General features: G+C 70.9%; 14 protein-coding genes. 11 read left to right on the forward strand and 3 right to left on the reverse strand.

The features are described from left to right. The first annotated feature begins 25 nt into the window (after window positions 1-25). Complete coding sequence (locus tag FHU30_RS11850; RefSeq protein ID WP_253874895.1) at window positions 26-466, forward strand: 2,4'-dihydroxyacetophenone dioxygenase family protein; 441 nt, start codon at window positions 26-28, stop codon at window positions 464-466. Continuing rightward, the gene (locus FHU30_RS11855; RefSeq protein WP_253874897.1) at window positions 463-1,635 is read left to right on the forward strand and encodes a cytochrome P450; all 1,173 of its coding nucleotides are present in this window, start codon (window positions 463-465) and stop codon (window positions 1,633-1,635) included. The genes FHU30_RS11850 and FHU30_RS11855 overlap by 4 nt, the downstream gene beginning before the upstream one ends. Window positions 1,636-1,658: 23 nt before the next feature. On the opposite strand, the gene FHU30_RS11860 is transcribed toward FHU30_RS11855, so the two are convergent. Beyond that, on the reverse strand, window positions 1,659-3,218 hold the full coding sequence (locus FHU30_RS11860; RefSeq protein WP_253874899.1) for a bifunctional phosphatase PAP2/diacylglycerol kinase family protein: 1,560 nt from the start codon (window positions 3,216-3,218) through the stop codon (window positions 1,659-1,661). Window positions 3,219-3,454: 236 nt separating this feature from the next. On the opposite strand from FHU30_RS11860, the gene FHU30_RS11865 reads away from it, so the two are divergent. The 7 genes from FHU30_RS11865 to FHU30_RS11895 all read left to right on the forward strand — a co-directional run bounded on the left by FHU30_RS11865 (window position 3,455) and on the right by FHU30_RS11895 (window position 10,330). Further along, a complete protein-coding gene (locus tag FHU30_RS11865) occupies window positions 3,455-4,438 on the forward strand; it encodes an ABC transporter permease (protein WP_253874900.1) in 984 nt (327 codons plus the stop codon). Continuing rightward, window positions 4,431-5,225, forward strand: coding sequence for an ABC transporter ATP-binding protein (locus FHU30_RS11870; protein ID WP_253874901.1), 795 nt, complete (start codon window positions 4,431-4,433; stop codon window positions 5,223-5,225). Before FHU30_RS11865 ends, FHU30_RS11870 begins: the two co-directional genes overlap by 8 nt. Before the next feature lie 176 nt (window positions 5,226-5,401). Then, window positions 5,402-6,808, forward strand: a complete 1,407-nt coding sequence (locus tag FHU30_RS11875; protein WP_253874902.1) for an ABC transporter substrate-binding protein — start codon at window positions 5,402-5,404, stop codon at window positions 6,806-6,808. 7 nt (window positions 6,809-6,815) lie between these two features. Further along, window positions 6,816-7,910 carry an ABC transporter ATP-binding protein gene (locus FHU30_RS11880; RefSeq protein WP_253874903.1) on the forward strand — a complete coding sequence of 365 codons (1,095 nt, stop codon included), beginning with the start codon at window positions 6,816-6,818 and terminating at the stop codon, window positions 7,908-7,910. Window positions 7,911-7,942: 32 nt separating this feature from the next. Next, complete coding sequence (locus tag FHU30_RS11885) at window positions 7,943-8,824, forward strand: carbohydrate ABC transporter permease (protein ID WP_253874905.1); 882 nt, start codon at window positions 7,943-7,945, stop codon at window positions 8,822-8,824. A 26-nt stretch (window positions 8,825-8,850) separates the two neighbouring features. Next, the gene (locus tag FHU30_RS11890; RefSeq protein ID WP_253874907.1) at window positions 8,851-9,759 is read left to right on the forward strand and encodes a carbohydrate ABC transporter permease; all 909 of its coding nucleotides are present in this window, start codon (window positions 8,851-8,853) and stop codon (window positions 9,757-9,759) included. Between the two features lie 46 nt (window positions 9,760-9,805). Next, window positions 9,806-10,330 (forward strand): YbhB/YbcL family Raf kinase inhibitor-like protein, encoded by a 525-nt coding sequence (locus tag FHU30_RS11895; RefSeq protein ID WP_253874909.1) that lies wholly within the window; start codon window positions 9,806-9,808, stop codon window positions 10,328-10,330. A gap of 34 nt (window positions 10,331-10,364) precedes the next feature. On the opposite strand, the gene FHU30_RS11900 is transcribed toward FHU30_RS11895, so the two are convergent. Beyond that, window positions 10,365-10,841, reverse strand: a complete 477-nt coding sequence (locus FHU30_RS11900) for a MarR family winged helix-turn-helix transcriptional regulator (RefSeq protein ID WP_253874910.1) — start codon at window positions 10,839-10,841, stop codon at window positions 10,365-10,367. A 94-nt stretch (window positions 10,842-10,935) separates the two neighbouring features. Between FHU30_RS11900 and FHU30_RS11905 the strand changes: the two genes are divergently transcribed. Next, on the forward strand, window positions 10,936-11,268 hold the full coding sequence (locus FHU30_RS11905; protein WP_253874912.1) for a DMT family transporter: 333 nt from the start codon (window positions 10,936-10,938) through the stop codon (window positions 11,266-11,268). 21 nt (window positions 11,269-11,289) lie between these two features. Next, the gene (locus tag FHU30_RS11910; protein ID WP_253874914.1) at window positions 11,290-11,610 is read left to right on the forward strand and encodes a DMT family transporter; all 321 of its coding nucleotides are present in this window, start codon (window positions 11,290-11,292) and stop codon (window positions 11,608-11,610) included. Window positions 11,611-11,612: 2 nt separating this feature from the next. Here the strand turns inward: FHU30_RS11910 and FHU30_RS11915 are convergent, their stop codons facing one another. Next, on the reverse strand, window positions 11,613-13,190 hold the full coding sequence (locus tag FHU30_RS11915; protein WP_253874916.1) for an ATP-binding protein: 1,578 nt from the start codon (window positions 13,188-13,190) through the stop codon (window positions 11,613-11,615). Window positions 13,191-13,218: the final 28 nt, after the last annotated feature.

The raw sequence follows: 13,218 nt of genomic DNA on the forward strand, positions 1-13,218 counted from the left end.
GAGACACCTACCTAGCGTTTGCTCCATGACTGAGACGATCACGGTCGGGCACGTCCACGACGACGATCTCCCCTGGGTGCAGGCGGGTCCGGTGGGCCTGAAGGTGCTCCGGGCCTCGGCGGACACCTGGGTCGTCCGCAACCGGTTCGCGGCCGGGTTCCGGCTGCCGACGCACAAGCACACCGGCGGCGTCCACGCGCACACGTTCTCGGGCCGCTGGCAGTACGCCGAGTACGGCATCGACTACGTCGCCGGGACCTACATCTACGAGCCGCCGGGAAGCGTCCACACCCTGACCGTCCTGGAGGACGACACCGACATCCTGTTCGTGATCCAGGGCGCCTTCATCGAGTTCGGCGACGACGGGCAGATCAGCGGCGTCGTGGACGGCGAGTCCACGCTGAACGCCTACCTCGCGCTGTGCGACGCCGCCGGGATCCCGCGTCCGACCGGCATCCTGCGGTGATCTCCGAGCGCTTCCCCGACGACGGCTCGTACGAGCACGGCCATCCATTCGAGCTGTACGCGCGGATCCGCGAGCGCGGCCCGGTCCGGCATCCCGCGCTGCCGCTGTGGATCGTCGGCACGCATGCGCACGTGCACCGGATCGCGTCCGATCCGGTGGCGTTCCGGTCCGGGGACGGGATCCTGATCCCGGAGATAGGGCACAGCTACGACGCGCCGCCGACGCTCCTGCACACCGACCCGCCGGAGCACACCCGCTACCGGGGGCTGGTCGCGCCCGCGTTCCGCCCGGCCCTCACGCGGACACTCTCCGGAGCCGTCCGCGACCGGGTCCGCACCCTGCTGGACGCGCTGCCACCCGCGTTCGACGCGGTCGGCGCGCTGGCCGTCCCGCTGCCGCTCCAGGTGATCTGCCTGCTCCTCGGCATCCCCGAGTCGGACTGGCCGCGGTTCCACCGCTGGACCGACGCGATCATCCCCGGCGTGTCCGGGCTGCCCGAGGACGAGCGGAACGCGCTGCGCGCCGAGTGCGGCCTCTACCTGCTGGAGACCGCGCACCGCCGCCGCCTCGACCCGCGCGACGACGTGATCTCCGGCCTCGCACTGGCCGAGCTGGACGGTGACCGGCTGACCGACCTCGAACTGGTGATGTTCCTGATCCAGCTGCTGGTGGCCGGGAACGAGACGACCCGGCACGCGGTCTCCGGCGGGCTGCTGGCGCTCGCGACCCACCCGTCCCAGTGGACGGCCCTCCGCGACCGGCCGGGCCTGCTGCCCTCGGCGGTCGAGGAGATCCTCCGCTGGACGTCGCCGGTCTCCTACTTCCTGCGCACCGCGACCCGCGACGTCCCGCTCGGGGACGCGGTGGTCGGCGCGGGCGAGCACGTGATGCTGCTGTTCGGGTCGGCGAACCACGACCAGGCGGCCTTCGGGGCGAGCGCCGGGCGCTTCGACATCACGCGCGAGCCGTCCGCGCCGGGCCTGGCCTTCGGCCACGGGCCGCACTTCTGCCTCGGCGCGGCGCTGGCCCGGATGGAGATCCGCATCCTGCTGGAGGAGGCCGCGCTCCGCCATCCACGCCTGACGCTGACCGGCACGCCCGTCTGGAACGGCTCGCCGATCGTGACCGGCCTCACCCGCCTCCCGCTGGACGCCACCGCCCGGCGCTGACATCCGCCCTGCGGGCGCGTCCGCTAGTGCGGCTTGCGCGGGACGAAGACCTGGAGGGCCCGCGGGTCGATCGTGAAGCGGACCGTGGACGGCAGGTCGGTGACCTCGCCGTCGTAGGCGAGCCTGAACCCGCCGGACCGGTCGGTGATGTCGAGCGAGCCGCCCTGCCACGCCTTGAAGCCGGGCGCCACGTGCAGGCCGCCGCCCAGCACGGACGCCAGGGCCCGCAGGCGCGGGACGCGGCGGCCGATGTGCACGATCCGGACGTCGAAGAGGCCGTCGTCCAGGTCCGTCCGCCAGGTCGGGGCGGGGCCGCGCGAGCCGTAGACGCCGTTGCCGACGAACGCGAGCCAGACCTTGCGCGGGCGGCCGTCGATGATCATTTCGCGCGGCTCGAAGTCGCGCAGCGTCCGGATCGCGGCGACGGCGGTCGCGGGCCACTTCCCGAGCCGTCCCTGGAGCCTCTCGCGCAGCGCGACCAGGTCGGTGTAGGCGCCGAAGCTCGCGGTGTTGAGGAAGACCGCGTCGCCGGGCGCGATCCGGCCGACGTCGACGCGACCGAGGCGCCCGCCCCGGTAGGCCGCCACGGCGTCGGTGACGGTCTCGATGCCGAGCGCGCGGACGAAGTGGTCGAACGTCCCGCCCGGGACGGCCAGCAGCGGGACCTTGTGGGCGAGCGCGGCGCGGGCGGCGGCGTTGACCGTGCCGTCCCCGCCGACGACGGCGAGCGCCTCGGCCCGGGAGGCGGCGGCGTCCAGCACGGCGGCCAGGTCGCCGCCGGGCTCGAACCGGACGATCTCGGCGTCCGGCAGCTCGCGCTCCAGGATCCGGGCGACCGACTCGGCCCGGCTCGGCAGCCGCGAGTCGTCCCGGTGGTTGGCGCCGGAGCCCATGTTGATCACCGCGACCACGCCGCGCCCGTCGCCCTGGACGACGACCTGCTCGGTGGTGGTGTGCGAGACCTTCGCCACGGCCGGACGGGCGGGCCAGACCAGCCGGGTGCCGAGCGCGGCGGCAGCCCCCACGGCCGCGCCCGCCAGCACGTCCCCCGGATAGTGGGCGCCGGTGTAGACGCGGGAGAAGCAGACGGCGGCCGCCACGCCCGCGATCGGGACGGCGACGGCCGGCGGGGCCTCCATCGCCACGCCGGTGGCGAACGCGGCCGCCGAGGCCGAGTGGCCGGACGGGAAGGCGTGCGAGGTCGGCAGCTTCCACCGGATCCGGACGGGCGGGACGAGGTCGACGACCGGGCGCCGGCGCCGGAACGCCTGCTTGCCGAGCAGGTTGACGACCGGGCTGGCCACCGCGATCCCGATCAGCCCGCGGAGCGCGGCGCGGCGCAGCCGGGGGCGGCCCGACGCGCCGAGCGCCGCCGCCGTCCCGAACCAGAGCAGCCCGTGGTCGGCGGCCCGGGACAGCCGGGGCAGGACGTACTCCAGGCCGGGCAGCCGGGCCTCGGCGACCCGCTCGAACGCGTCCCGGTCGAGGCGGCCGAGCCGCGCGAGGGGTCCCCGGCCCGCCCTCGGCCCGCCGTCGGTGACCGAGAGCGGCAGGGACGGTGACGTACGGTGAGTCGCGCGCATGTCTCGGGTATCCCCAGGTAGCGGGACATGATTCCCCGAAGATCGCAACCGGACGGTCAGCGCCGGGTCCGCAGGTCGGAGGGCGGGGAGCGGGGTGCGCGGCCGGGGCGGAGCAGGGTGTGATGTCTGCCACAAATCGGCTGACCATCCCAGAACCTCCCGTTTTCGGTCGGTGTGGGGCGTCAAATAAGGGCGAACGTCTCGCACAGAGCGCGGTCTGCAATAGGCTTCCGAGCATGAGTCACCCGGATCCGACCGGCTCCTCGGGTGGCGAGTCGGTCGGCACGCTCGCGGAGCCTCCACGCAGAAACGTCGGAAGCAGCGAGTCCCTGGCCGCCTACGCCACCCGCTTCGGCCTGAAGCAGAGCTCGGCCCGCCCCCCGCTGCGCAAGTACCTCGCCGACGTCTGGCAGCGACGCCACTTCATCTGGGCGTTCGCCTCCGCCAAGAACATCGCGATGTACAGCGACTCGCGCCTCGGCCAGGTGTGGCAGCTGCTCACCCCGCTGCTGAACGTCGGCGTCTACTTCCTGATCTTCGGCCTGCTGCTGAACACCTCGCGCGGGCTGCCGGACTTCCTGCCGTTCCTGGTGACCGGCGTGTTCATGTTCGGGTTCATGCAGCGGTCCATCCAGTCCGGCTCCAAGTCGGTCGGCGACAACCTGTCGCTGATCCGGGCGCTGCACTTCCCGCGCGCCACGCTGCCGCTGGCCATCGCCGTCGTCGAGTTCCAGCAGCTGCTGCTGTCGCTGGCGGTCCTGATGATCATCGTGCTGGCGTTCGGCGAGCCGCTGAGCCTGCACATGCTGCTGTTCGTCCCGGTCGTCGGGCTCCAGCTGATGTTCAACGTCGGCGCGGGCATGATGATGGCCCGGGCGGGCGCGTTCAACCGCGACATCACCCAGCTGCTCCCGTTCATCACCCGCACCTGGCTGTACCTGTCCGGCGTGATCTGGTCCATCCCGGTCCTGCTCAAGGACAGCCACTTCCTCAAGACGCACGCCTGGATCGGCGAGATCCTCAAGGCGAACCCGGGCTATGTGTACGTGGAGCTGAGCCGGCACACCCTGCTCGGCAAGTACCGGCACTACGTCCACCACCATCTGCACGAGCACTCGACCACCCAGCTGTGGATCTACGCGGTGGCGTGGTCGGTGGTGTTCCTGGTGGCCGGGTTCATGTACTTCTACCGTGCCGAGGAGCGATACGGCCGTGGTTAACGCCCAGCTGGCGCAGAGCCCCGTGGTGATCGACCCCGAGCGGGAGCCGATCGTCGTGGTGGACGGCCTGCACATCATCTACCGGGTGTACGGCGCGGGCGGCAAGGGCAACGCCGCGTCCGCGATGTCCCGGGTGATCAAGCGGCAGAAGCGCCCGAGCATGACCGAGGTGCACGCGATCAAGGGCCTGTCGTTCGTCGCCTACCGCGGCGAGGCTGTCGGCGTGATCGGCACCAACGGGTCCGGCAAGTCCACGCTGCTCCAGGCGATCGCGGGCCTGCTGCCGCCGGCCCGCGGCGGCGTCTACACCGACGGCCAGCCGTCGCTGCTGGGCGTGAACGCGGCGCTGATGAAGGACCTCACCGGCGAGCGCAACGTCGTGCTCGGCTGCCTGGCGATGGGCATGACCCCGCAGGAGACCCGGGAGAAGTACCAGGAGGTCGTCGACTTCGCCGGCCTCAAGGAGGGCTTCATCAACTACCCCATGCGGACGTACTCGTCCGGCATGGGCGCCCGGCTCCGGTTCGCGATCGCCGCGGCCAAGACGCACGACGTGCTGCTGATCGACGAGGCCCTGGCCACCGGCGACGCCAAGTTCCGCACCAAGTCGCAGCGCCGGATCGAGGAGCTGCGCAGCGAGGCCGGCGCGGTCTTCCTGGTCGCGCACCAGCTCGACGTCGTCCGCGAGACCTGCGACCGGGTGATCTGGCTGGACGACGGCCAGATGCGCATGGACGGCGACCCGGACGAGGTCATCGACGCCTACACCGAGGCCACCCAGAAGTAAACGCGTTCGCGACGGACCCCGCCTGATTGGCCGTGACCGGCCAGGGGCGGGGTTCGCTGTTTCCTGAGTGGCGGGTGGGGCCGGTGCAGCGCGTCGTTCCCCAGCGGCCCCTGGATGCGTCCCGCGTCCCGTCCTAACGTCGAACGAGGAGACGGTCGACGACGCGAGGTGCGGGCATGGCCGACGGCATCAGCAGGCGCGGGTTTCTGGGGACGGCGGCGGTCGCGGGCGGGCTCGCGGCGGCGGGGGCCGCGTCCGGGTGCGCGAGCGACACGAGCGGGCCGAAGGCGAAACCGTCCGGGCAGGGCCCGGCCGAGGTGTTCACCACGCCGACGAGGAAGCTCAAGGGCTCGCTGACGATCCTGATGTGGAGCCACTTCGTGCCCCGGCACGACACCTGGTTCGACAAGTTCGCGGCGGACTGGGGCAAGCGGGTCGGCGTGAGCGTCCGGGTGGACCACATCAACACCGTGGACGTGCCGAGGCGGGCCGCGTCGGAGATCCAGTCCGGGCACGGGCACGACCTGATCCAGCACATCGCGCCGCTGTCGCAGTACGAGCCGTCCGTCCTGGACATGGCGGACGTCGCGCAGGAGGCGACCCGGCGCTGGGGCCAGCAGCTGGAGCTGTGCCGGAAATCCAGCTACAACCCGAACACGCGGAAGTTCTACGCGTACTGCCCGGGCTGGGCGCCCGATCCGGGCGACTACCGGAAGTCGATGTGGCAGAAGGTCGGCCTGCCGAACGGTCCGGGCAGCTACGACGACCTGCTGCGGGGCGCGGCGGAGATCAAGCGGACGACCGGCATCCCGTGCGGGATCGGGCTGTCGCCGGAGACCGACACGAACATGGCGATGCGGGCGCTGATGTGGTCGTTCGGCGCGTCCGAGCAGGACGCGGACGAGCGCGTGGTGATCAACTCGGACGCGGCGGTCGCGGCGGTCGACTTCATGGCCCGGCTGTGGAAGCAGGCCGAGACCAGCGAGGTCTTCTCCTGGACGCCCGCCTCGAACAACCAGGCGCTGATCGCGGGCCGCTCGTCCTACATCCTCAACTCGATCTCCGCGTGGCGGACGGCCCAGGCGACGAACGCCGCGATCGGCGACGACATCTTCTTCGTCCCGGCGCTGCGCGGGCCGAAGGCGGCGCTGGCGGCGCAGCACGTGATCCAGCAGTGGATCATCCCGAAGTACTCCCCGAACGCGGACGCGGCGAAGGAGTTCCTGCTGCACTACACGGCCAACTTCGCGTCCGCGTCCTACTACTCGAAGCTGTACGACTTCCCCGGCTGGCCGTCGCTGGTGCCGCAGCTGGACGGCTGGCTCGACAAGGACCCGTGGGGCGCGCGCCCGGCGAACAAGCTGGCGCTGCTGAAGACGGCCGTGTCGTGGAGCGCGAACATCGGGTATCCCGGGCCGTCCAACCCGGCGGTCGGGGAGATCTTCAACACCAACGTGCTGCCGACGATGTTCGCGCGGGCGGCGCGCGGCCAGGTCACCGCGAAGCAGGCGGTCGCCGAGGCGTCCGGCCAGGTCAACGCGGTCTTCGCGAACTGGCGGGCGCGCAAGCTCGTCGGTGGGTGAGGCGGCGGTGGCGGATGCGGTGCGGGCCGTCCAGGCGGTGCGGTCCGTCGAGGTGCGCTCGCTGGTCAAGGTGTACGAGGGGCACCGGCGGATGGGGTCCGGGACCGTCCGCGCGCTCGCCGGAGTGGACCTGGCGGCCGAGCCGGGCGAGTACCTGGTGCTGCTCGGGCCGTCCGGATGCGGGAAGACGACCCTGCTGCGCACGATCGCCGGGCTGGAGCAGCCGACCGAGGGCGAGGTGCTGATCGACGGGCAGGTGGTGAACGGGCTGCCGCCGCGCGTCCGGCAGGTCGCGATGGTGTTCCAGTCCTACGCGCTTTACCCGCACAAGACCGTCCGGGCGAATATCGAGTTCCCGCTAAAGGCGGAGCGCTCGCTGGGCAAGGCGGCGCGGGCGGAGAAGGCGCGCTGGGCCGCCGGGCTGCTCGGCATCGAACCGCTCCTGGACCGGCGTCCGCGGCACCTTTCGGGTGGGGAGCGGCAGCGGGTGGCGCTGGCGAGGGCGCTCGTCCGGGATCCGGCGGTGTTCCTGCTGGACGAGCCGCTGTCGAACCTGGACGCCAAGACCCGCACGGCCGCGCGGGACGAGCTGAAGCGGTTCCAGCAGCGCGTCGGGACGACCACGGTGTACGTCACGCACGACCAGGCCGAGGCGATGGGCCTCGGCGACCGGATCGCCGTCCTGTCCGAGGGGCGGGTGCGGCAGGTCGGGACGCCCGCCGAGGTCTACGACGACCCCGCGGACACCTTCGTCGCGACGTTCATCGGCGCGCCGCCGATGAACCTCGTCCGGCGGGACGACCGGCTCGTGGGGTTCCGGCCCGAGCACCTGCTGCCGGTCGAGGCCGTCCCGTCCGGCGCGCGCGCCGAGCGCGTGACGATGCCGCTGCGCGTCGAGCGGATGGAGTACCTGTCCGGCGACCGGCACGTCTACGGGACTGCCGGCGGGCTCGGCGCGGACACGCGGGTGATCGCGCGGCTCCCTGCCAACGTCGAGACGCCATTGCATCCGGGTGAGACGCACGAGTTCGCCGTGGACGCGTCGCGGCTCCGCTTCTTCGACGCCGAGTCTGGCGTGCGGGCATCGGCGGTCCGGCTGTGAGCGCGGCGGAGTCGTCGGGACGGGCGCGGAAGGTGCGGCTTTCGGATCGGGAAGGGTTCCTGGCCTGGGCGATGCTGCTGCCGTCGGTGGTCTACATCGTCGCGCTGGTCGGCGTGCCGTTCCTGCTGGCGATCGCGTTCGCCTTTTCGGACGTCACGACCGGCGACCCGTCCTACCACTTCGTCGGGTTGCGGAACTTCCGGGCGATCTTCCATGACGGGGTGTTCTGGCAGGCGCTCGGGAACACGCTGCTGTTCACCGCCGCGTCCATGGCGCTGATCGTGGTGTTCGGCAAGATCCTGGCGAACATCCTGGTCGCGGACTTCCAGGGGAAGTGGTTCGTCCGGTTCCTGGTGCTGCTGCCGTGGACGACGCCGGTCGCGCTGTCGTCGATCTCCTGGCTGTGGTTCCTCGACTCGATCTACTCGCCCGTCGACTGGACGCTGCGCCGGCTCGGCCTGCTGCACGGGAACGTGATCTGGCTCGGGCACTCGGGCACGGCGATGCTGTCGGTGGTGTTCGTCCAGGCGTGGCGGCTGACCCCGCTCGCGGCGGTGATCGTCATGGCCGGGCTGGTCGCGATCCCCCGCGACCTGGACGAGGCGGCCCGGGTGGACGGCGCGGGCTACTGGCGGCGGATGTTCGAGGTGACGATCCCGCTGACGCTGCCAGTGATCGCCGTCGCCGCGCTGTTCGGCGCGATCATGACGTTCACCGACATGACCGTCCCGTACGTGCTGACCCGCGGCGGGCCCACGCACGCGACCGACGTGCTGGCGTCCTGGGCGTACTTCCGCGGCATCGAGGGCGGGGACGTCGGGCAGGGCGCGGCGATCGCGCTGTTCCTGTTCCCGATCCTGCTCGCGGCGGCGATCGCCGTGCTGCGGGCCGTCCGGCGCCTGGGGCTGCGATGAACGCCGAAGACACGGCGGGAGCTGCGATGAGCTCCGAAGACGCCGCGGCGGCTGCGATGAGGGCCGATGGCGTCGCGGGGCTGCGGCGCCGGTACGCGCGGCGGTACGTGATGGGACGCGTCGCGCTGTACGCGATGGCGGTCATGGCGGCCCTCGTGTGCGCGCTGCCCTTCCTGTGGAGCCTGATCAGCGCGTTCAAGCAGAACCAGGACCTCTACAACCCCGACAACGACCCGTTCGTGTTCAACAAGCCCGCGACGCCCGACCACGTCCGCTACCTGTTCGCCGACACCGGGTTCCCGACGTTCGTGGGGAACACGCTGCTGGTCGGGACGGCGGTCGTCGCGGTCACGCTGCTGCTCGCGCTGCCCGCCGCGTACTCGCTGGCCCGGCTGGACCGGCCGTGGGGCACGCCGATGGGCATCGGGATCTTCCTGGTGTACCTCGTCCCGCCGTCGCTGCTGTTCCTGTCGCTGACCCGCGTGGTGGTCGCGCTGGGCCTCGCCGACTCGCTCTGGTCGATGATCGTCATCTACCCGACGTTCACCGTGCCGGTGTCGGTGTGGCTGCTGATCGGGTTCCTCAAGGCCGTCCCGAAGGACGTCGAGGAGCAGGCGATGGTGGACGGGCACAGCCGGCTCGGGGCGTTCGTCCGGATCGTCCTGCCGCTGGTGTTCCCCGGAATCGTCGCGGTCGTCGTGTTCGCCTTCACCCTCACCGCGAGCGAGTTCGTGTACGCGCTGGCGTTCGTCTCGGCCGCGCCGGGGATGGTCGTGAGCACCGGCGTGCCGACCCAGCTCGTCCGCGGGGACGTCTTCTACTGGCAGTCGCTGCAGGCCGCCGCGGTCTTCACGGCCGTCCCGATCGCGTTCGCGTTCAACCTGTTCCTGGACCGGTTCGTCACCGGCTTCACCATGGGCGCGGTGAAGACATAGACCCTGATAGGTATGGGAGAAACGGCTATCAGGAGGAGGACTGACCATGGCCGGTAAGCCGCCGCTCCCGCACGAGCACCTGCCGGAGGTCCCGTCGTTCACGCTGGAGAGCGACGACATCGCCGACGGCGAGCACCTGGCGAACAAGCACGTCTTCAACGACTGGGGCTTCTCCGGCGAGAACCTCTCGCCGCAGCTGCGCTGGTCCGGCTTCCCCGCGGAGACCAGGAGCTTCGCGGTGACCTGCTACGACCCGGACGCGCCGACCGGCTCCGGTTTCTGGCACTGGGTCCTGTTCGACGTCCCGGCGGACGTGACGGAGCTGCCGACCGGCGCGGGCACCGCGGACGCCAAGATCGGCGTGCAGGCCCGCAACGACTACGGCAACAAGGAGTTCGGCGGTGCGGCCCCGCCGCCCGGCGACCCGCACCGCTACGTCTTCACCGTGCACGCCCTGGACGTCGACTCGCTCGGCATCCCGTCGGACGTGATGCCCGCGGTGGCCGGTTTCAACATCACCGCCCACACGCTGGCCCGCGCGACCCTGGTCCCGGTCTACGGCACCAAGTGACCGCCGGTGAGGGTGCCCTCGCCCGAAGGCGCCCTCACTCCCCCGGCCGCTCCTCCGCGCCGGCGGCCGCCTCGGCTGCGTCGGCGCACCTCCGGCGCGCCTCGCCGAGCATCTCGGACGCCTCCTCCGCCTCGTCCAGCATGGCGGTGAGCGCCTCCTCGTAGGCGGGACGGGCCTGCCGGTACCGCTCCCGGCCCGCCTCGGTGACCACCGTGTAGACGCCGCGCTTGTCGTCCGGGCAGAGGTCGCGGTAGACGAACCCGGCGTCGTTGAGCCGCCCGACCAGCCGGGTCACCGAGCTCTGGTTGAGGCCGAGGCCCCCGGCGAGGTCCTGCATGCGCAGCTCGCCGTCCGCGGCCTCGGCGAGCAGCGCGAGCGCCCGGTACTCCGACAGCCCGAGCCCGTGCTGCCGCTGCAGGACCGTCCCGAGCCGGTGCTCCACCCGCGCGTGCAGCGCGAGCAGCCGGTTCCAGAGCCGCGCGTCCGCCTGCCCCTGAAGCGTCGTTCCCATCGCGCCGTCCTCTCGTTGACACCAGCTTACTTGTACATGCATACTCTTGCTCGTCCCAAGAACTTGCATATACATACAACTACTTGGAGTCCCGATGGCCTGGCTCTTCCTGCTGATCGCCTCCGTCTTCGAGGTGGTGTTCGCGCTCGCCACCAATGCCACGCACGGCTTCACCGAGCTCTGGCCGTCCCTGCTGACGGCCGGCGCCGCCGCGGGCGGGATCTACTTCCTCAGCCAGGCGCTCCGCACCCTGGACGTCGGCGTCGGCTACACCGTCTGGACCGGCATCGGCTCGGTCGGCACCGTCCTGTTCGGCACGGTGATCTTCCACGAGTCCATGAACCCCTGGAAGGCGCTGGCGTTCGTCCTGATCATCGGCGGCGTCCTCGGCCTCAAGCTCGCCGACAAGCTCGCCCCCTCGAACTGAACCCCCTGAAGGAGCACCACCATGGCCTGGATCTTCCTCGCGCTCGCGATCGTCTTCGAGATCGCCTTCGCCCTCGGCACCAACGCCACCCGCGGCTTCACCCGCCTGTGGCCCTCGGTCCTCACCCTGCTGGCCGCCAGCGGCGGCATCTTCACCCTCAGCCTCGCCCTCCGCACCCTGGACGTCGGCGTCGGCTACACCATCTGGACCGGCATCGGCTCCATCGGCACCGTCCTCTTCGGCGCCCTCATCTACAAGGAGAAGATCACCCTCCCCAAACTCCTCTCCTTCGCCGCCATCATCGCCGGCGCCATCACCCTCAAACTGGCCTCCGGCCTCTGACGCTAGGCGTGGATGAGCGTGATCTTCCGGCCGGACGGCGACTTGACGGTCTCGATGCCCGCCCGTTCGGTGATCGGCGGAGCCGACGGGCGGCGGTCGAAGACGATCAGGGTGCCGGTGTCCAGACCGAGGCGGTCGATGTAGCGGTCGAGCTGCTCCAGACCGTCCGCGACCTGGTCACCGGTCTTCTCGGTGCGCACCTTCAGCTCGAAGGCCGACTGCTGCACCGCCCGGCCGCCGTCCGCACCGGTGTACGGCTTGTGGATCATCAGATCGAGACGCATCCGGCCGAGCGCGTACTCGCGGTCGATGATGGCCCCGCCGTTGACGACCCGCTGGAGGAACGCCTGGAAGACCAGGTGGCACGCGGCCTCGTGGTAGGTGTGCTCGGCGTCGAGGATCTCGGCGTTCGCCTTCCAGAACGCGACGAAATCGCGGTGGATCTTGGGGATGTCGAGCCGCCCGTCCGGCATGAGGAACGCCCTCGGCTCGGCATCGATCATGTGCTGGACGGGAAGGGACAGCACGCGGACGATCACCTCCTGGTACGCCGGGTTGGCGATGAGAGGCGGCGACGTGCGAGTGATCAGGCCCAGGTCACGAACGTAGGACAGGTCGTCGTCGTAGGAGGCGTCCCAACGCGGGTCCCCACCAGTGATCATCGGCTCGATGAACCGGCGGACGCGCGGTTCGTGCAGCCGGGCGACCAGGGAGTCCAGATGGGTGGCCCGCTGCACGATGAGGCGCTCGACGGCCCGGTCCATCAGCTCGTCGGTGATCTCCTGGTCCGCCGGAACCTTCATCACCTGGATGATGTCCCGGGCCAGGGCGTTGACCAGCCATGGCTGCCCCTGGCTCGCGTGGTAGGCGCGCTCGACGGCCTCATCGGTGAACTTCTGGCCGGTCAGCTCCGTGTGCTGACCGTAAAGCGAGGCCATCTCGCTCATGGAGAAGTCGTCGATCCGCAGGGATCCGGCGCTGATGTTGAAGGGGCTGGACGTGCTCAGCCGAGTGGGGTCGCCTCCCGAGGCCGCCTTGTAGTCGCGCACGTTCCGCATCCCGCACAGCACCACCGAGTGGGGGAACCGGACGTTCGCGGAGGTGTAGCCATCGCGGAGCGATCCCAGCACCCCCATCAAGACCCGCCCCTCCAGGGCGTCGATCTCGTCGATGAGCAGCACAAGCTTGCGAGGGCACTGCTTGGTCCATGCCTGCAAGGCGCTGAACAGCCGCGCTCCGGGCGTACTGTCCGGCCAAGGCATGGGCGGCAGGCACTCCGGGTCGAGTCCGGCCATCTCCGCCTCTGCCCTGATCGCGTCGAGGACCTCCGGCTGCGCTTCCGCAGGGTCGCTGAAAATGCGCGCGCGCTCGCACGAGAAGCGGACGGCGGCGTACTCACCGGTGGCGTTGAGCGTCTCGGCGAGGGACGCGAGCGTCGTCGTCTTGCCGGTCTGGCGAGGCGCGTGCATCACGAAGTACTGGCCGTCCTCCACGAGTTCGAGTGCCTCCGGCAGCCGAGGGAGCGGCGGCAGCATGTAGTGCTTGCCAGGAATGCACGGTCCGGCCGTGTTGAATTTCATCACCCTCCGCACACTAGCCGTCACATAT

Origin of the sequence: Actinomadura rupiterrae (genome assembly GCF_024172125.1) — a bacterium.
In the GTDB taxonomy this organism is placed as follows: domain Bacteria; phylum Actinomycetota; class Actinomycetes; order Streptosporangiales; family Streptosporangiaceae; genus Spirillospora; species Spirillospora rupiterrae.

Excerpts from the sequence above, each read along its gene's own strand:
- FHU30_RS11850 (WP_253874895.1), top strand. The coding sequence starts at position 26 with ATGACTGAGACGATCACGGTCGGGCACGTCCACGACGACGATCTCCCC.
- FHU30_RS11860 (WP_253874899.1), bottom strand. The coding sequence starts at position 3,218 with ATGCGCGCGACTCACCGTACGTCACCGTCCCTGCCGCTCTCGGTCACC.
- FHU30_RS11865 (WP_253874900.1), top strand. The coding sequence starts at position 3,455 with ATGAGTCACCCGGATCCGACCGGCTCCTCGGGTGGCGAGTCGGTCGGC.
- FHU30_RS11875 (WP_253874902.1), top strand. The coding sequence starts at position 5,402 with ATGGCCGACGGCATCAGCAGGCGCGGGTTTCTGGGGACGGCGGCGGTC.
- FHU30_RS11890 (WP_253874907.1), top strand. The coding sequence starts at position 8,851 with ATGAGCTCCGAAGACGCCGCGGCGGCTGCGATGAGGGCCGATGGCGTC.
- FHU30_RS11895 (WP_253874909.1), top strand. The coding sequence starts at position 9,806 with ATGGCCGGTAAGCCGCCGCTCCCGCACGAGCACCTGCCGGAGGTCCCG.
- FHU30_RS11900 (WP_253874910.1), bottom strand. The coding sequence starts at position 10,841 with ATGGGAACGACGCTTCAGGGGCAGGCGGACGCGCGGCTCTGGAACCGG.
- FHU30_RS11905 (WP_253874912.1), top strand. The coding sequence starts at position 10,936 with ATGGCCTGGCTCTTCCTGCTGATCGCCTCCGTCTTCGAGGTGGTGTTC.
- FHU30_RS11910 (WP_253874914.1), top strand. The coding sequence starts at position 11,290 with ATGGCCTGGATCTTCCTCGCGCTCGCGATCGTCTTCGAGATCGCCTTC.
- FHU30_RS11915 (WP_253874916.1), bottom strand. The coding sequence starts at position 13,190 with ATGAAATTCAACACGGCCGGACCGTGCATTCCTGGCAAGCACTACATG.